Annotated in this window: 16 protein-coding genes; 10 read left to right on the top strand and 6 right to left on the bottom strand. The window is 60.4% G+C overall.

Annotated features, from left to right (window positions below):
* Positions 1-17 precede the first annotated feature (17 nt).
* From mraY to B060_RS28200, 3 genes are all read left to right on the top strand, one after another.
* The gene (mraY, locus tag B060_RS0106360; RefSeq protein WP_018080933.1) at positions 18-1,130 is read left to right on the top strand and encodes a phospho-N-acetylmuramoyl-pentapeptide-transferase; all 1,113 of its coding nucleotides are present in this window, start codon (positions 18-20) and stop codon (positions 1,128-1,130) included.
* 12 nt (positions 1,131-1,142) lie between these two features.
* A complete protein-coding gene (murD, locus tag B060_RS0106355; RefSeq protein WP_018080932.1) occupies positions 1,143-2,546 on the top strand; it encodes a UDP-N-acetylmuramoyl-L-alanine--D-glutamate ligase in 1,404 nt (467 codons plus the stop codon).
* Between the two features lie 287 nt (positions 2,547-2,833).
* Entirely contained in the window at positions 2,834-4,807 is a 1,974-nt protein-coding gene (locus B060_RS28200; RefSeq protein ID WP_018080931.1) for a methyl-accepting chemotaxis protein, read from the top strand.
* A gap of 34 nt (positions 4,808-4,841) precedes the next feature.
* On the opposite strand, the gene B060_RS0106345 is transcribed toward B060_RS28200, so the two are convergent.
* From B060_RS0106345 to B060_RS0106335, 3 genes are read right to left on the bottom strand one after another with little or no spacing between them, the layout of a single operon-like run.
* Positions 4,842-5,552: a hypothetical protein gene (locus B060_RS0106345; RefSeq protein WP_018080930.1), complete on the bottom strand. Its 711-nt coding sequence runs from the start codon at positions 5,550-5,552 to the stop codon at positions 4,842-4,844.
* Positions 5,553-5,564: 12 nt separating this feature from the next.
* Positions 5,565-6,884 (bottom strand): ABC transporter ATP-binding protein, encoded by a 1,320-nt coding sequence (locus B060_RS0106340; protein WP_018080929.1) that lies wholly within the window; start codon positions 6,882-6,884, stop codon positions 5,565-5,567.
* A gap of 19 nt (positions 6,885-6,903) precedes the next feature.
* A complete protein-coding gene (locus B060_RS0106335) occupies positions 6,904-8,664 on the bottom strand; it encodes an ABC transporter permease (RefSeq protein WP_018080928.1) in 1,761 nt (586 codons plus the stop codon).
* Between the two features lie 353 nt (positions 8,665-9,017).
* On the opposite strand from B060_RS0106335, the gene B060_RS0106330 reads away from it, so the two are divergent.
* The 3 genes from B060_RS0106330 (at position 9,018) to B060_RS0106320 (ending at position 12,471) form a co-directional block, all read left to right on the top strand.
* Complete coding sequence (locus B060_RS0106330; protein WP_018080927.1) at positions 9,018-10,175, top strand: FtsW/RodA/SpoVE family cell cycle protein; 1,158 nt, start codon at positions 9,018-9,020, stop codon at positions 10,173-10,175.
* A gap of 74 nt (positions 10,176-10,249) precedes the next feature.
* Positions 10,250-11,404, top strand: coding sequence for an undecaprenyldiphospho-muramoylpentapeptide beta-N-acetylglucosaminyltransferase (gene murG / locus B060_RS0106325; RefSeq protein ID WP_018080926.1), 1,155 nt, complete (start codon positions 10,250-10,252; stop codon positions 11,402-11,404).
* Positions 11,401-12,471 (top strand): AI-2E family transporter, encoded by a 1,071-nt coding sequence (locus tag B060_RS0106320; RefSeq protein ID WP_018080925.1) that lies wholly within the window; start codon positions 11,401-11,403, stop codon positions 12,469-12,471. The genes murG and B060_RS0106320 overlap by 4 nt, the downstream gene beginning before the upstream one ends.
* Here B060_RS0106320 and B060_RS0106315 read toward each other — a convergent pair.
* Together B060_RS0106315 and B060_RS0106310 are read right to left on the bottom strand one after the other, a co-directional pair.
* Entirely contained in the window at positions 12,468-12,749 is a 282-nt protein-coding gene (locus B060_RS0106315) for a type II toxin-antitoxin system RelE/ParE family toxin (protein WP_018080924.1), read from the bottom strand. The genes B060_RS0106320 and B060_RS0106315 overlap by 4 nt on opposite strands.
* Positions 12,736-12,972 carry a ribbon-helix-helix domain-containing protein gene (locus tag B060_RS0106310; protein ID WP_018080923.1) on the bottom strand — a complete coding sequence of 79 codons (237 nt, stop codon included), beginning with the start codon at positions 12,970-12,972 and terminating at the stop codon, positions 12,736-12,738. Before B060_RS0106310 ends, B060_RS0106315 begins: the two co-directional genes overlap by 14 nt.
* Positions 12,973-13,110: 138 nt before the next feature.
* On the opposite strand from B060_RS0106310, the gene murC reads away from it, so the two are divergent.
* From murC to B060_RS0106290, 4 genes are all read left to right on the top strand, one after another.
* The gene (gene murC / locus B060_RS0106305; RefSeq protein WP_018080922.1) at positions 13,111-14,550 is read left to right on the top strand and encodes a UDP-N-acetylmuramate--L-alanine ligase; all 1,440 of its coding nucleotides are present in this window, start codon (positions 13,111-13,113) and stop codon (positions 14,548-14,550) included.
* Positions 14,547-15,455: a UDP-N-acetylmuramate dehydrogenase gene (murB, locus tag B060_RS0106300; protein WP_018080921.1), complete on the top strand. Its 909-nt coding sequence runs from the start codon at positions 14,547-14,549 to the stop codon at positions 15,453-15,455. Before murC ends, murB begins: the two co-directional genes overlap by 4 nt.
* 239 nt (positions 15,456-15,694) lie before the next feature.
* Positions 15,695-16,534, top strand: coding sequence for a dihydropteroate synthase (gene folP, locus B060_RS0106295; protein ID WP_018080920.1), 840 nt, complete (start codon positions 15,695-15,697; stop codon positions 16,532-16,534).
* Positions 16,531-16,848: a hypothetical protein gene (locus B060_RS0106290; protein ID WP_018080919.1), complete on the top strand. Its 318-nt coding sequence runs from the start codon at positions 16,531-16,533 to the stop codon at positions 16,846-16,848. Before folP ends, B060_RS0106290 begins: the two co-directional genes overlap by 4 nt.
* 118 nt (positions 16,849-16,966) lie before the next feature.
* Here B060_RS0106290 and pip read toward each other — a convergent pair whose 3' ends face one another.
* Positions 16,967-17,962: a prolyl aminopeptidase gene (gene pip, locus B060_RS0106285; RefSeq protein WP_023447310.1), complete on the bottom strand. Its 996-nt coding sequence runs from the start codon at positions 17,960-17,962 to the stop codon at positions 16,967-16,969.
* Positions 17,963-18,006 lie beyond the last annotated feature (44 nt).

The following is an 18,006-nucleotide window of genomic DNA, read 5'->3' as shown; positions in this document are numbered from 1 at the left end:
CTCTAAAAAGGCGTTTCATGTTTTATCTGCTGTACGAGCACGTCACCAGCCTGCACCAGCACTGGCCCCTGATCAATCTGATGAAATATCAGACCGTGCGCATCTTCCTGGCCATGATCACGGCCATGATCGTTGCGGTCGCCATGGGCTCGCGCTTTATCCGCTGGATGCGCGCCCGTCAGGGCAAGGGACAGCCGATCCGTGAAGATGGTCCCTCGACCCACCTTTTGACCAAAAAGGGCACGCCGACCATGGGCGGGCTGATGATCCTGGCTGGCATCGCCGTCGGTACCATCCTGTGGGCCGATCCGCATTCGGCCGCCGCCTGGGTCGTTTTCGGCGTCACCATGGCCTATGGCCTGCTCGGCTTTATCGACGATTATGCCAAGGTGACCAAGCAGACCTCGGCCGGCCTGACCTCAATCCAGAAACTGGTGGCGCAGGTCGCTGTTGCCGTCGTGGCGGTGCTGGTGCTGATGTACTATTCGCCGGTGCCGGCCGATGCGCCGCATCTGGCAACCTCGCTGGTCATCCCCGTCTTCAAGAATTTCATCTTCAATCTCGGCTATTTCTATATCGTCTTCGGTGCGGTGGTGATCGTCGGTGCATCCAACGCGGTCAACCTGACCGATGGTCTCGATGGCCTGGCCATCGTGCCGGTGATGATCGCAGCGGGCGCTTTCAGCCTGATCGCCTATCTCGTCGGTAACGCCAAGTTCGCCAACTATCTGATCATCCACTACGTGCCGGGTGCCGGTGAAGTGGCGGTCATCCTGGCGGCGATTATCGGCGGCGGCATGGGCTTCTTGTGGTACAACGCGCCGCCGGCCAAGATCTTCATGGGCGATACCGGTTCGCTGGCGCTTGGCGGTGGCCTCGGTGCCGTGGCCGTGGCGCTCAAGCACGAGATCGTGCTGGCCATCATCGGCGGGCTATTCGTCATGGAAGCGCTGTCGGTGATGATTCAGGTCGGCTATTTCAAACTCACCAAGAAGCGCGTGTTCCTGATGGCACCGATCCATCACCATTTTGAAAAGCTCGGCTGGCCGGAATCGACGGTGGTGATCCGCTTCTGGATCGTCGCCGCCATGCTGGCCATGGTGGGCCTCGCCACCTTGAAACTACGCTAGAGAGTACGTGTCATGATCCCGGTAAAAGGCTTTGAAGGCAAACGTGTCGCTATCTTCGGACTGGGCCGTTCAGGCCTGTCGGCGGCGCGTGCGCTCAAGGCCGGCGGCGCCGAGCCGGTGCTGTGGGATGACAAGCCGTCCAACCTGCTGCCGGCCACCAAGGCGGGCTTTACGGTCGAGAACCTGAAGAACGCCGACTGGAGCGAATTCGCCGCGCTCGTGCTGTCGCCCGGCGTGCCGCTGACCCACCCGCAACCGCACTGGACCGTGCCGCTGGCTAAGGCCGCTGGCGTGCCCGTGATGGGCGATATCGAACTCTTCGCCCGCACCCTGGCGGTGCTGCCGGCGCATAAGCGCCCGCGCACGGTGGCCATCACCGGCACCAATGGTAAATCGACCACGACGGCGCTGATCGGGCATATTCTCAAGGCGGCCGGCAGGGACGTTCATGTCGGCGGCAATATCGGCATCGGCATCCTCGACCTGCCTGAGATGCACGCTGGCAGCATCTATGTCATCGAGACCTCGTCCTATCAGCTTGATCTGACCATGAGCTTCTCGCCCGATGTGGCGGTGCTGATGAACATCACGCCCGATCACCTCGACCGTCACGGCGGCATGGAAGGCTATATCAAGGCCAAGAAGCGCATCTTCATGGCGCAAAGCTCGAAACAGACGGCGGTGATCGGCGCTGACGACGATTACACCGCGGCCCTGATCTCGGACATGCGCGTCAATTCGCCGGTCAAACTGATCTCGATCTCGTCACGTCGCACGCTTGGCCAGGGCGTCTATGCGCTGAATGGCGTGCTCTACGATGGCACGGGCGTGCGCGCCCGTCAGGTGATCGATCTCAAGGAGGTCCGCACCCTGACCGGCCGCCACAACTGGCAAAACGCCGCCGCCGCCTATAGCGCCTGCAAGGCGCTCGGGCTTGAGATGGAAGAGATCGTCGCCGGTATGCGCACCTTCCCCGGCCTGGCGCACCGGATGCAGGAGATCGGCCGCATCGGCAAGGTGCGCTTCATCAACGATTCCAAGGCGACCAATGCCGACGCGGCGCGTCAGGCGATGTCGTCGTTCGACAGCTTCTACTGGATCGCCGGCGGCGTGGCCAAGGCGGGCGGCATTGACGAACTGCGCGACCTGTTCGGTCGCGTCAAGCACGCCTATCTGATCGGCGAGGCGGCCGAATTGTTCGAAGTCACCATCGGCAAGTCGGCGGCTTGTACGCAGTCGCGCCTGCTGTTCACCGCCGTGGCGCAGGCCTATGCGGCGGCCGAAAAGAGCGGCAGGGAAGAGATCGTGCTGTTCTCGCCGGCCTGCGCGTCGTTCGATCAGTTCACCGATTTCGAGGCGCGTGGCGATGCCTTCCGTGATGCCGTGTCTGAGATCAAGCTGGGCGTCCAGGCCTGAGAACTGGGGCCTGAGACCCTAAGATCTGAACCTTAACCTTTTACCGTCACATCCAGAGCGCCTTTGCTGTGAAAGGGCTTGCCTGATGTGCTTTGTCCGTAAGGTGTTTCAGCGCTGTGATAACCACAGCCTCAAGGCCATAAATTTTATAGGGTTGTTAAGGTTTTTAAACAAGACTTGCTCAAAAGTGGACTTTCAGTCGACGCGATCGGGGCAGGACGAATATGTTTTTCAGGAACCACGAGAAATCCGTTAAAATTGATCATGTGGCACAAGCCCCTCTTGCCATGGCTGATAAACTTGAGGCCGTGCCTGCGTCGAACTGGATACGCACCCTCAGGACCAATGCTGATTTTGCCGGAGTCACCGCTTCTGATTTCGATTTCAAGGGGGCGGCGCCCTCGCTTGTTATGGCCTATATTTCACCCCATGTGGATTTCTCCCGAACCTGCAAAGCGCTGAAAGACCTTGTCGGGCAGGCACCCGTCATCGCCACCACGACAGCCGGTGAGTTGTGCGACGACCCGGAAAAAGGGCTTTACTGTTCTGCGAGCGGCGCATGGGACAATGTCGTGTTGCAGATTTTTTCGCCGGAGTTGCTGTCGCAGGTCGAAGTGTTCAGCGTACCCCTTCACTGCGAAGATATTCGCTCAGGGCAGCCCACCCTGCTGCGCAAAGAGCGTGTCTCGCGGATCGTTAAATCCCTGGAAAATGTCAGGCCCAGACTGTCCATTGATGCGCGTGACACCTTCGCGCTGACCTTTATCGATGGTGTTTCCAAATCGGAAAGCTATTTCATGGAAGGGGTCTATAAGGCCGCGCGCTTCCCCTGCCTGTTTATTGGCGGCTCTGCCGGCGGTAAGCTTGACTTCAAGAACACCTATCTCTTCGACGGTGACAAGGTTGTCGAGAACCATGCGGTGCTCGCCTTTGTCAAGGTGGCGAAGGACAAGCGCTACAGCGTGATGAAAAGCCAGAATTTCCGCAAAATCGGATATGATTTCGTTGTGGTCGATGCCGACCCGAACAAGCGCACCGTCAGCGCCATCTATGATGCCAGCGCCAACAAGGTCGTGCCGTTTGTCAGCGCGCTTTGTGACGCCCTGCGCGTTCAGCCCTCAGGCTTGGAGAAGGCCCTTGAAGGCCGCGCCTTTGGGATCGAAATTGACGGGGAGTTGTTTGTACGCTCGGTCGCGGGCATCGATTTCAATACCGAAACGGTGACTTTCTATTGCGATGTCGGCTCTGGTGACGACCTTATCCTTCTGGAAGCCACTGATTTTATTGATCAGACCCGTCGTGACGTCGATGCCTTCCTGAAGGATAAGCCGCCTTTGCTCGGCGTGCTGCTGAATGACTGTATCCTGCGCCGCCTTTCGAATGAGACCATCCTCAAAAACGCGAAAAACATATGGCCGGCGCCGGCCGTTGGCTTCTCCACGTTCGGAGAGCTCTTCGGTATCAATGTCAACCAGACCCTGACCGCCGTGGCGTTTTTTGAAGCGGGAACTTCGGACTACAAGGATGATTTTATTGATCAGTTTCCGATCGAATACGCCAAATTCGTCAACTACTTCGCGCGCTGTCAATTGAACCGGGCGGAAATCCTCAACAGATTGCGCGGTGGCGTTATTGACGGAATCTCGAACCATCTCGGCATCGCGGCCAAAATAGAAACCGTCCTCACCGAGGTCGGCGATATCGGCGGCATTATGGACGGCATCCGTCATGCGATGGAGAGCGATCAGAAGCAACGTGCGACGGGGGATGATTCAAATACAGAACAGCTTTCCGAGAAATTCACCAGTCTGAACGCGGCGCTTGCCAACCTGCGTCAGGTCTTGTCCGTTATTGATGGCATAACATCCCAGACGAACCTTCTGGCGCTCAATGCCACCATCGAGGCGGCGCGTGCGGGGGAGGCCGGCCGCGGTTTTAGTGTCGTGGCGGGCGAAGTCAAAAAGCTGGCAAGCGACACCAAATCAACCCTGACACATACTCAGGCGGCTATCGGGGAGATCGAGTCGTCCTTAAAGCAGCTCGGCGGTATAATTGAGGCTACCCGTCTGCAATTCAAGGATGAGAGCCAGCATTATCAGGACACAGTGCTGAGGGTTGAAGATATCTTCGCCCAAAGTGGCCATATCGAGCGCTCGCTGAACGGGCTCAGCGCCATGGCCGCCGAACATCGCCACGGCATTGACCAGATGAACGACAGCGTCGCCTTCCTGAGGGAACTTGATGCCCGTGCGAATGCTTAAAAGGTAGGCAGGCGTCGGCCATCGCCTTTTCATTTTAATGACGTAACGTCAGACCAACGGTCACGGCATCGGGATTAACCCCATCAATACGCCTGCCAACAAGGATGTCGATATCGACATTCCCGCCGCGCGGGTTCCAGCGTAACCCAATCTGATGTCCCGCCCGGCCATGGTCGCGGCGAAAGGCCTCCGCCATCAGGCTGACGTCGCGTGTGACCTGAGCCAAAACCTGAACGCCAAAGAAGGCGGCGGTCTGGTGCTCCAGCGCGCTGCCATAGGTCCAGCCACCATTGAGATTGACCTGCACTTTGTCGCCGATTGGAATGGTGACTGGCACGATCAGGCTGGCCGTCTCTAGCTGCCCGCTTCTGATACTCCAGTTACCGCCCATGCTTACGGCCACGCCCAGGCCGCGTTCAACCGGACGCAGGTTGTACTTCAGCGCCGGACCGATGGTCGTATCTTCCCCGCTATCCCAGCTGTGCTGGAGCGAAGCCCCGATCTCCAGGTTGGGCCAGACTTTGCGCGTGCAGGCAGGCGACAGATTCACCAGCCCTCGGTCCTGATCAAATTGCGTCACCCAGTTTTCCAGATGACAGACGCCGGGCGTCTCGACGGAAGCGTCGTCAATGACGTGTGCTCCGCCGCCGGCATAGACCGGCGCCGGCACAAGGAGGCTCACCATAAGCGTAATAGCGCACAGGCCAGCCATCCACCCCGAAGGGCGGTGCGTTTTGATCGTCATGGTCGCCTCCGTTCATTCGGGGTTTTCAAGGCTGAACTGATCGGCGCTTTCGTCATAGGCGAAGGCCTCGGCATAGCGGCCCCACTGAATGACAACCTTCAGGGTCTCATCAGCATAGGCTTCCGACATCAGATCTTCCAGTTCATCGCGGAAGCGGCGCGCCGGCGCCTTGTGGCTGGCGCGTTCATCGAGCACGCGGCGGATATGGCCGGCCAGCGGCACATAGCTGAGCAGATGCTGCGCGAACAAGGCCTTGCGTTGATCGACGTCGGACTCGACATAGTGACGCGCCGCCGGCAGCAATTTCAGGTCGCCGCCTTCCAGTTCGGCAAAGCGCAACAGTTGCAGCACTTCAGCGATCGGGAACAATTCATCCGCTTCGTATTGCAACTCACTGGCCAGTTGCGGCAGATCGGCCTTGCCGTTGTACGGATCGGCCACAAGCGCCTCCATCAGGCCGGCCAGCGTATTGGTCGAAACACGCGGCAGGGCCATACCGATGCCCATACCGGAGAACAGGCCTTCTTTCGGCTGATCGGCGGTGGCGCGCTGGGTCATGCGGGCATAGATGTCTTCGACCAGGGCGCGGAAGGCGGGTGACTGGCGGTTGCGCGGTTGCGTCAGGTTGACCTTGATCTCGGCCACGACGCGGCCGGGATTGCTGGAAAACACCAGAATGCGGTCGCACATCAGCACGGCCTCTTCGATGTTGTGCGTGACCATCAGGATGGACTTGATCGGCATGCGGCCTTCGAACCACAGGTCGAGCAGGTCGGTCCGCAGGGTTTCGGCGGTCAGGACATCGAGCGCGGAGAAGGGTTCGTCCATCAGGAGGATCGACGGATCGACCACCAGGGCGCGCGCCAGCCCGACCCGCTGGCGCATGCCGCCGGAGAGTTCCTTCGGATAGGCGCTTTCAAAGCCGTCGAGCCCGATCAGGTCGATGGCGGCCAGGGCGCGCTTGCGCCGCTCATCCTTGGGCACGCGCTTGGCCTCCAGCCCAACCTCGACGTTTTCAAGCACCGTCAGCCAGGGAAACAGGGCGAAGCTCTGGAAGACCATGCTGACGCTGGTGGGCGCACAGTCGGCAACCGGTGGGAAGGCAACAGTGCCTTCGGTGGGCTTGATCAGGCCGGCGATGGAGCGCAGCAGGGTCGATTTGCCGGAACCGGAACGGCCAAGCAGGCCGACGATCTCATTGTCCTGCAGGGTCAGATCGACATTATCGAGCACCAGCAGGCCGGAGGCGCCCGATTTGCCATAGATGTGACGGACATTGCGGACCTCAACCAGTGGGCTGGCGGTGCGGGGGGCGTTATTGACAATAGCCATTGGGAAACTCCTCAAGGCACTAATTGATACGAAGACGGCGTTCGGCGAAGCGGTACATCGGTCGCCAGACGGAACGATTGAAGGCGATGACGAAGACGCTCATGACCGCGATGCCAAGCGCCACGCGCGGATAGTCACCGGCGGCCGTCGCCTTGGCGATGAAGGCGCCAAGGCCGGCGGCTTCAAGATGGCGATCGCCCCATGTCACGGCCTCAGCTACGATGCTGGCGTTCCAGGAACCGCCTGAGGCAGTCAGGGCGCCGGTGACGTAGTAGGGAAAGATCGCCGGAATGACGACCTGCCGCCACCATTGCCACCGCCTGATGCCAAAGATGCCGGCGACCTCTTTCATGTCACCGGGGATAGCGCTGGCGCCGGCAATGACATTGAAAAGGATGTACCACTGGGTGCCCAGGATCATCAGCGGCGACAGCCAGATATTGGGATCGAGATGAAAGGCGACGATCGCCATGACCGCGAACGGAAACAGGACATTGGCCGGAAAGGCCGCCAGGAACTGCGCGATAGGTTGCAGGCGTTCGGCCCAGGCCGGACGCAGGCCCACCCAGACGCCAATCGGCACCCAGATGATGGTGGCCAGGGCGATCAGGACCACGACGCGGATGAGGGTGGCGAGGCCAAGTCCAAACGCCATGATAACAGCGCCCCAGCTCAGATGGCGGGCAATGAAATCAGCCAGAATCCAGACAGCCCAAGCGCAGGCCGTCAGGACAAGGCCGATCCAGACCACATCCAATACCCGGTTGGTTTTCTGGCCAAGCGAGACCTGCACCTTCGGCACGGACGGCAGTTTCGACCACTCCAGCGCCGCCAGTTTATGTAGCGGCCACAGCAGGATATCGACGCCTTGACGCAGGAGGCGGGTGCGGCGAACCAGATCATAGAGCCAGGATTGCGGTGCGCTTTGTGAGGCGGTTTGCTCAAAGCGGAACTTGTCGGCCCAGGCCACGATGGGGCGGAAAACGAGTTGATCGTAAAGGATAATAACCACAGCCATGGCGCCCACGCCGATCCAGACAGCGCTGAAATCCTCGCGCGCGATGGCCAGTGACAGCCACGAGCCGATGCCGGGCAGGGTGACGGTCGTTTTGCCAACCGTGATCGCTTCGGACGCCACCACGAAGAACCAGCCGCCCGACATCGACATCATCATGTTCCAGACGAGGCCGGGGATGGCGTAGGGCAGTTCCAGCCGGACGAAACGGCGCCACGGCGAGAAGCCGAACTGACGCGTCACCTCATCGAGATCGGTCGGCACGGTGCGCAGGGATTGGTAGAAGCTGAACGCCATGTTCCAGGCCTGGCTGGTGAAGATGGCGAAGATGGCCGCGCATTCAACGCCAAGCTGGCTGCCGGGAAACCAGCCCATGAACATGCTCACCGTGAAGGTCAGGAAGCCCAGCACCGGCACCGATTGCAGGATGTCGAGCGCGGGCACGATGATCAGTTCGGCCTTCTTGCTTCTGGCGGCAAGGGTGGCGACCGTGAACGTAAACAGTAAGGACGCCCCCAGGGCCGCGAACATGCGCAGGGTTGTGCGCAGGGCGTATTCGGGCAGACGCGCCGCATCGAGCGTGACGGGGTTGGCGCTCAGTTGCGCCAGTGGCGCCTCCATCTGCTGCGTGCCGTGGATGACCATCACTGTCAGGCCGGCCAGAAGGATGAAGGCCGCTAAATCGGCCCACGGTAGCCCGCCGCCACGACGCAACATGCGAACGAGCGGACGCGCACCTTTGGCATCTTCGAAAAAGAAGACCATGGCTCACCTTGTTTGTTAGAGGCCGCATCGACCACCACAGGCGAGCCTAAGAAACCCTAAGCCTGGATGCGTGTCCGTTGCGGCGGATTAGATCGACTACTGTCGCCGGGCATGGGGTTAGGTTCCTTGAAATATCCGCGATGCTGCAATGCAATAGGGCGGCATAATCGGCTCCATAGGCCTGTGATTTGCGCCTGTCAAGCTCCCCATTTCATAGCACGAGATAATTATCAGCAGGGCTGCTAACAGTGGGAATTTCAGCAATCAACCTGCGCGTTAAGGCAAAATTAACCGTGACTTGCTGAATCCTGTTGGCGCATGTTCCAGTACAATTATCGCCCCCAGGATGCGCCATGACTCAGGCTTATGCCCACCCGTTTACGCGCACGGATCGCTCACCGACCGCCATCTGGTGGTGGACGCTTGATCGCGTCACCCTTACGCTGGCGCTGATCCTTCTGGTGCTTGGCTTCTTCTTCTCCTTCTCGTCGTCGCCGGTGGCGGCGCCGCATGTCAGCCACTACGATACCTTCTATTACACCAAGCGTCATTTCGTCTTCGCCCTGATGACGGCGGTGGGCATGATCATGATCTCGATGCTGTCGCTCAAGGGCATCAAGCGCGTCAGCGTGCTGATCTATGGTGGTGCGATCTCGATCATGGCCCTGCTGCCGCTGATTGGCCACGCCGCCAAGGGCGGCCGGCGCTGGCTCGAACTGGGGCCGATCGCGGTGCAGCCGTCGGAATTCCTCAAGCCGGCCCTGATCGTGCTGATCGCCTGGATGTTCTGCGAGGGCCAGAAAGGCAAGGGCGTGCCGGGCGTGACCGTTGCCTTCTGCCTTTATGCGCTGGCCATCGTCCTGTTGCTGATCCAGCCCGATGTCGGGCAATCGATCCTGATCACCATTGCCTTTGGCGCCTGTTTCTTTATCTCGGGCGTGCCGTTTCGCTGGATCATCGGCATGTTGTCGGCCGCTGGCGTCGGGCTTGTCGGGCTGTTCTTCATCCAGCCGCACTTCCGCAACCGCATCATGGGCTTTATCTCGCCTGATGCTGACTCCGGCTTCCAGGTGGCGCGCGCCAAGGCGGCCATCGCCAATGGCGGGCTGTTCGGTCGCGGCCTCAATGAAGGCACCATGAAGCGCTATATCCCAGACCTCCACACCGATTTTATCTATTCGGTGGTGGCAGAAGAATACGGCCTGTGGCTGATCCTGATCATCATCGGCATCTTCACCTTCATCATTGTGCGCGGCCTGCTGAAGGCCATGGCGATGCAGGACCCGTTCCGCCAGATCGCCACGTCAGGCCTCTACATCATGCTGGGGACGCAGGTGCTGATCAATGTGTCGGTCAATCTCGGCCTCATTCCGCCCAAGGGCATGACCCTGCCGTTTATCTCCTACGGCGGTTCCTCCATGCTGGCGCTGGGGGTTACGCTCGGCTTTATTCTGGCCCTGACCCGCAAGCGTCAGGAAGAGATTCCACAGGACGATCCGACGAAGTGGTAAATGTCATCGAAAAGACCTTAGCTTTTTATATCTGAGCCGTTATGGTCAGACGACGATGATTTCGGGGATTCCACTTGGCGACGCCTAAACCACCCAAACCGCGCCGCAAGGCCTCTTCCTTTGCCACCAAACCTTTGGCCATCGTGGCGGCGGGCGGCACCGGCGGACATATGTTCCCCGCCGAAGCCCTGGCGCGCGAACTCATCAGCCGCGGCTGGGACGTTGTGCTGGCGTCCGACAAGCGCGGCGCCGCCTATGCCGAGCATTTTCCCGCCATCGAGCGCCTGTCGCTGGAAGCCGCCACCTTCAGGAACGGCGATCCGATCGGCATGGCGAAGGCGGCGATCAAGATCGGGCAGGGTATCCTGCAGGCGCGCAAGGCCTTCGCGAGGCTCAAGCCGTGGGCGGTGATCGGCTTTGGCGGTTATCCGTCCTATCCGGCTCTGATGGCCGCGCTCGGTCGCAAGGATGTCACCCTGATCCACGAACAAAATTCCGTGCTGGGCCGTTCCAATCGCCAGTTGGTCAAGAAGGTCGATGCCGTCGCCTGTGCTTTCCCGGTGCTGCGCATGGCACCCGATGAACTTGAGGGCAAGGTGCAGGTGGTCGGCAATCCGGTGCGGCCGGATATCCGCGCGCTCTACGATGAGCCCTATCCGGCCATTGATCCGACCGTCAATATTCTGGTGACCGGGGGGTCGCAGGGCGCAAAGATCCTGTCGGAAACCGTGCCGCAGGCCCTGGCCATGCTGCCGATGTCGCTGCGAATCAATCTGCACGTTGAGCAGCAGGCGCGCGACGAGCAGGTCGAGCAGGCGCGGATGGTCTATGCGCTGTCGGAGATCGACGCCGAGGTGGCGCCGTTCTTTTCCAACATGGCCGAACGCCTCGGCCGCGCCCATATCGTTATCGGCCGGGCCGGGGCCTCGACCGTCTGCGAACTGGCCGTGGCCGGCAAGCCCTCGGTGCTGATCCCGCTCAAGATCGCCGCTGACGATCACCAGACCTACAATGCCGAGGTGCTGAAAGAGGCCAAGGCCGCCATCGTCATCCGCGAGGAAGACTTCACCGCCGAACGCTTGAGCGAAGAGATCCGCCTGATGATCGAGGCCTCATCGATGCTGCCGATGCGCGCCGGTGCCGCGAAATCGGTGGCGCGCCCTGATGCGGCCAAACTTTTAGCCGATCTGGTGGAACGCACCGTAACCAAAATCAAGGATGGGTCATGACCGAAAAGGCGCTCGACATTGGTTTCATTCAGCGCGTGCTGTTTATTATTTTGGCCATCGCCGCCAGTCTGCTGATCTTCAAACTGCTCAGCCTGTGGCTGCTGATCTTCGGCGCCATCGTGATCGCCACTGTGCTGCGGGCCCTGGCCGAACCGCTGATCGAATATACGCCGCTCAATGACACACTGGCGGTCCTGACCGTTCTGGTCGGCGTGCTGGCGCTGATTTCGCTGACCTTCTTCCTGTTCGGCTACGAACTGGTGGCGCAGACGCAGAACCTGACCAAGCAGATACCTGTGGCCTGGGCTGCCTTGCAGGTGCGCCTGCAGCAACTGGGCCTTAACGACGAAGTGCAAAAGCAACTGGACACGGTGGGGCAGCAGGCCAGCGGTCTGGCGTCCAAGCTTCCGCTCATCGCTGGCAGCGTCTTTTCGGCGCTGGCCAATCTGCTGGTCGCCACGATCGCCGGCATCATTCTGGCGATAGATCCCGGCAAGTACCGTGACGGCGTGGTTTTCCTGTTTGCCGATGACCACAAAGAGAAGGTGCGGGACGCTATGAACGTGGCCGGCCGCGCCTTGCGCCTTTGGTTTATCGGTCAGTTTATCTCTATGGTGCTGGTCGGCACCCTGACCGGCTTTGGTCTGTGGTTCCTGCACGTGCCGTCGGCGCTGGCTTTGGGCATGGTGTCGGGTCTGGCGCAGTTCGTGCCGATCGTTGGGCCGGTGGTCTCGGCGGGGCCCGGGTTGTTGCTGGCGGCGGTCTCCGGCTGGCAGACTTTCCTGTGGGCGCTGTTGATCTATGTCGGCGTATCCCAAATGGAGAGCAATTTCATCACGCCGGCGGTTCAGCGCCAGATCGCCTCCATTCCGGTGATCATCACCCTGTTCGCCGTGATTGGCTTCGCTGGATTGCTTGGGCCTATGGGCGTGCTCTTTGCCATGCCGCTGACCGTGATCATCTACACCCTGGTGCGCAAGCTTTATGATGGAGAAGATGTGACGCAAGGGAAGGGGAAGGGGCCTGCGCGTAGTCTGCTCAAACCGAAGGCGCCAAAAGCGGATTAAAGGTGGCGCATCGGGTCCTGCGACTGATGCAGGATGCGGAGAATTAAAACAGCTTCGCCTTCGATCTCGTAATAAATACTGTGAGATGCGTGTATGAAACAGCGGGCATTCGTTTTGACATCTCGGCCGGCGAAAGGATTTATCGCCAGTATTTCAAAAGTATCTATCATATCAAGCGCGTAGCTATTTGCCTGTATCAGGCCAAAAGTTTCGATTGAATAGAGATAGAGGCTCAGAAAGTCGGCTTCGGCATCGGCCGTCAGTTTATACGCGGCCACTGAGCTTTAGTTCCGCTTGGACATCCATCATGATCTGCTGAGGCGTGCGGTTCGTCACGCCACTGTTTCGTGCGTTCTCAAGCAGATCACGCAACTCTGCCTCAGCCGCCTTGCGCAATTGATCCTGATGGACCAGCGCATTGACATAGGTCTCGGCATCTTCCGTCTGCCCGGTTATCCACGCCCGGGATTGCTCATCCAGCGATATTGACATCTTGCCCATGGCGGAACCTCTTTGCTGACATCATTATTGCCATAAAAGCCGTTGCTGTGAAAGGCTGAAAAGGATCAGTGACAGGCTCGCAAGGATGGTCTAAACCCTGTTCCCTTCCCATTTCTTTCTCTGTGAAACGACCCCTGCATGACCCTTCACACCAAGCGCCCGACGCCTTTCGATCTCGGTCCCGTCCATTTTGTCGGCATTGGCGGCATCGGCATGAGCGGCATCGCCGAAATCATGATCAAGATCGGCTACAAGGTGCAGGGTTCCGACGCCAAGGCCTCGGCCAATACCGAGCGTCTGGAAAAGCTGGGCGCGCAGATCTTCATCGGCCACGAAGCCTCGCACGTGTCGGAAGGTGTCTGCGCGCTGGTCTATTCCACCGCGGTGAAGCAGGACAATCCGGAAATGGTCGAGGCGCGCCGCCGCCGTATCCCGCTGGTGCGCCGCGCCGAAATGCTGGCCGAACTGATGCGCCTGCAATTTTCCATCGCGATCGGCGGCACCCACGGCAAGACGACGACCACCTCCATGGTAGCCTGTTTGCTTGATGCTGGCGGCAAGGACCCGACCGTGGTCAATGGCGGCATCATCAATGCCTACGGCACCAATGCCAAGGTCGGCGATGGCGACTGGATCGTGGTTGAGGCCGATGAATCCGACGGCTCCTTCCTGCGTCTGAAGTCGACCCTGGCCATCGTCACCAATATCGACGCCGAACACCTCGATCACTGGGGCGATTTCGAAGCCGTCAAAAAAGGCTTTGTCGATTTCGTCGAGAATATTCCCTTCTATGGGTTCGCCGCCGTCTGCATCGACCATCCGGAAGTGCAGGCCCTGGCCGCCAAGATCGACAACCGCCGCCTGATCCCCTATGGCACGAGCCCGCAGGCCGAGGTGCGCTGCGCCAACATCGAATTTGGCCCCGAAGGCGCCGTGTTCGATGTCGTGTTCTCGCCGCCCTCTAGTCAATTGGGGGGCATCGAGCCCTTCACCTGGGAGAAGCTCAAGCTGCCGATGACCGGCAACCACAACGTGTCCAATGCCACCGCCGCCATCGCCATCGCCCGTGAACTGGGAATCGGCGAGGATGATATCCGCCGCGGCCTGAGTGCTTTCGGCGGCGTCAAGCGCCGCTTCACGACGACCGGCGTGGTGGATGGTATCCGCGTGATCGATGACTATGGCCACCACCCCGTCGAGATCGCTGCCGTTTTGAAGGCCGCGCGACAGGTCAGTGCTGGCCGGGTTATCGCCGTGGTCCAGCCGCACCGCTATACCCGCCTGCGTGATCTGATGAACGAGTTTTCGTCGTGCTTCCATGACGCGGACACGGTGATCGTGGCCGACGTCTATTCCGCCGGCGAACCGCCGATCGAGGGTGTCGACAAGACCCATCTGGTCGAGGGGCTGCACCGCTTTGGTCACCGCAACGCCATAGCGCTTGATGGACCGTCGCAACTGGCCGGTCTGGTGGCGGCCGAGGCCAAGGCAGGCGATATCGTCGTCCTGCTCGGTGCGGGCGATATCACGCAGTGGGCCTATGCTTTGCCGGCACAACTGGAAGCCCTTAAAGCATGAGTCACGATTCTCACGCCTGGATCGCCGAACTGCCGCCGGTGCGCGGCAAGATGATGTATCGCGCTGATCTGGCGCCCTTCACCTGGTTTCGCGTCGGCGGACCGGCCGATATGGTGTTCCTGCCGGAAGACGCCGCCGACCTGTGCGAATTCCTGAAAAACCTCGATCCCGGCATTCCGGTCCTGACCATCGGCGTCGGCTCGAACCTGCTGGTGCGCGATGGTGGCATCGATGGCGTGGTCATTCGCCTTGGTCGTAATTTCGCCGATGTGACGCCGCGCGGCGAGGGGCGCATCGAAGCTGGTGCGGCGGCGCTGGATGCCAATGTTGCCAAGGTGGCGGCGCAAAATGGCATTGCCGGACTGGAATTCTATCGCGGCGTGCCGGGCACGATCGGCGGGGCGCTCACCATGAACGCCGGCTGCTACGGGGCGGAAACCAAGGACATTCTGATCGAGGCCTATGCCATCACGCGCTCTGGCGAGCGCATCACGATCTCCAATGCCGATATGGGTTTCCGCTATCGCCATTCGGAACCCGAAGGCGTCATCTATACCGGCGCGCTGTTCCAAGGCACGCCTGACGATGCGGCGGCGGTCACCGAGCGGATGGAGGCCATAACGGCCCGCCGTGAGCAGACCCAGCCGATCCGTGAAAAGACCGGCGGCTCGACCTTCAAGAATCCGGAAGGTAAGAGCGCCTGGCAATGCGTTGATGAGGCCGGCTGGCGCGGCAAGCTGTTTGGCGCGGCCAAGTTCTCCGAACTGCACGCCAACTTTATGATCAATACCGGCGACGCCACGGCGGCTGAACTGGAAGGTCTGGGCGAGGCCGTCCGCGCCGATGTCATGACGAAACTGGGCATCGATCTGCATTGGGAAATCAAGCGGTTGGGTAAGGCGTAGCCTCTTATTGATCCTCCCCTGCGCAGCGGGGGAGGTGGCAGCGCCCAGTTCTTGCGGGCAAAGCCCGCAGGGCTGGTGTCGCTGACGGAGGGGGCGGACACAGGCGGAGGTTAGGCTATGACGGAAGGTAAATGCGCGATATGGGGGACGCTTTCAGCAAGCCCCCTCCGTCGCGGACTGTGTCCTTACGGACTTCGCCGCGCCACCTCCCCCGTAAACAGGGGAGGATAAGGTAAGTTATGACGCTCCTCGACCTCCATGCCGCCAAAGGCCCGCTGATCATGGGCATCGTCAACGTTACGCCGGATAGCTTTTCCGACGGCGGGCGCTTTATCGGCTTTGAACACGCGCTCAGCCACGCGCGGCAACTGATCGCCGAGGGCGCCGATGTGCTCGATATCGGCGGCGAATCAACCCGTCCCGGCGCCCATCCGGTGACGCTGGAGGAAGAGATCAGCCGCGTCGTGCCGCTGATCGCCGCGCTCTCCGGCCTCAGCGATACCCCCATCAGTATCGATACGCTCAAGCCGGAAGTGGCCGAGGAAGCCTTCAAGGCCGGCGCCAGCATCTGGAATGATGTCAGCGCGCTCAGCTATACGCCGCATAGTCTGGAGGCAGCCGCGCGCAGCGGCCGCGAGGTCATCCTGATGCACATGCAGGGCGAGCCACGCACCATGCAGGCCAGTCCTTATTACGAGGACGTGGTGGCCGAGGTCGAATCCTATCTGCTCGAACGTGCCGAGGTGGCCTTGCGCGCCGGAGTCGCGCGCGGCCATATCTGGCTTGATCCCGGCATAGGCTTTGGCAAGACGCTCGATCATAATCTGGCGCTGATCAGGGCTACGAATCGTCTGGCCTCGCATGGATTTCCGCTGCTGATGGCGGCTTCCCGCAAGCGCTTTATCGCCGCCCTGGAAGAACGCGAGTGCGCCGAGCCCGCCGAGCCGGAACTGCGCGTCGGCGGCACGCTGGCGGTGCATTTGCATTCTATCGCAAAAGGCGCAAAAATGGTGCGAGTCCACGACGTTCTGGCCATGAAGCAGGCCTTGCGTCTCTGGACTGCCCTGGAACCTTCATGAGCTACCGAACGCGCGCCGCTATCTGTTTTATCCTGCTGCCGGTCTGTCTGATCGGCGCCCTGAGCGGCTCCGCGCGCCTGTTCTGGTCGTTCGCCTTTTTCTTTGTGGCGGTGTCGCAGTTCTTCTTCCTCTGCCCGCGTTGCGGCAAGCATGTCGATACCAAGGGCGCCGACAAGGGCCATCTTTTCTATGGCGTCTTCGAGAAGCATGAGCCGGACTGCCCGCGCTGCGGACGGACACGCGAAAATGTCTGGCCGCTGCAATATCTGACCCGACGCGAGCCGTGGGACGGCGTGCGTCACGACGAGCCCTGACTTATACCAACATGCGCGGTGTAGAACCGCTTCATTGGTATTCGCTTTTTTCAGCTCAAACGCCGCAGGGCTCGCCGCTTAGGCGGCGGCAGGCAGTCGCCCTTCATGACGCTTTGTATTAGCGGGTCAAGGCCACCAGCGCCTCATCGGCCGCCGCCACAAGCCCTTCCAGAATGCCCGGATCGCTCGAAGAGTGCCCGGCCTTGCGCACCAGGTTGAACTTCGCTTCCGGCCACGCCTTTTTCAGCTCCCAGGCGGTCGTCATCGGCGTCACCACGTCGTAGCGACCCTGCACGATCCAGCCAGGAATGGCGCGGATACGTCCGATATTCTCCAGCACCCAGTTGTCGCTCTCGAAGAAGCCGCCGTTCTTGAAATACCAGCTTTCGATGCGGGCAAAGGCCAGGGCGAAGGCCGGATCGGAGAATTTCGACGCCGAGTCGCTGGGCCCTTCGATGGAGAGGGTATCGCCTTCCCAACCGCTCCAGGCCAGGGCGCATCGCACCTGCGTGGCCTTGTCGGGCCCGTTCAGGCGCTTGACATAGGCGCTGAGAAGGTCGCCGCGTTCCTCTTGGGGGATCGGGGCGATGAACTTGTCCCAGATATCCGGATAGATATGGCTGGCGCCATCCTGATAGAACCAGTCAAGCTCTGACGGTCGCACAAGAAAGATGCCGCGCAGGATCAGGCCGGCCACACGATCAGGATGGGTCAGGCTGTAGGCGAGGGCGAGGGTGGAGCCCCAAGACCCGCCAAAGACCACCCATTTTTCGATGCCGAGCTTTTCGCGCAGCGCCTCGATATCGGCCACCAGATGCCAGGTGGTGTTGTCTTCGAGCGAGACGTCCTCGGAGGCGTGCGGCGTCGATTTTCCGCAGCCGCGCTGATCCAGCAGTATGATGCGATAGCCGTCCGGATTGAAATAGCAGCGCAGGTTGGGCGAGGTGCCGCCACCGGGGCCACCATGCAGCACCACGACCGGAATACCGGCCGGATTGCCGGATTGCTCATAATAGATCTTGTGTTTGCCGCCGGTGGGCATATGACCGCTGTCATAGGGCTCAATATCGGGATATAGGCCGCGTGCTGGCTTGGAATTTATGGAATCGGTCATCATTTTCAGGTTCAGGGTGGTAGAGTTGTCCAAACTTACTAAGA

Source organism: Asticcacaulis benevestitus DSM 16100 = ATCC BAA-896, from assembly GCF_000376105.1.
GTDB lineage: Bacteria > Pseudomonadota > Alphaproteobacteria > Caulobacterales > Caulobacteraceae > Asticcacaulis > Asticcacaulis benevestitus.
Note: the sequence above shows the minus strand (reverse complement) of the source record. Positions and strands in the feature narration are given on the sequence as shown.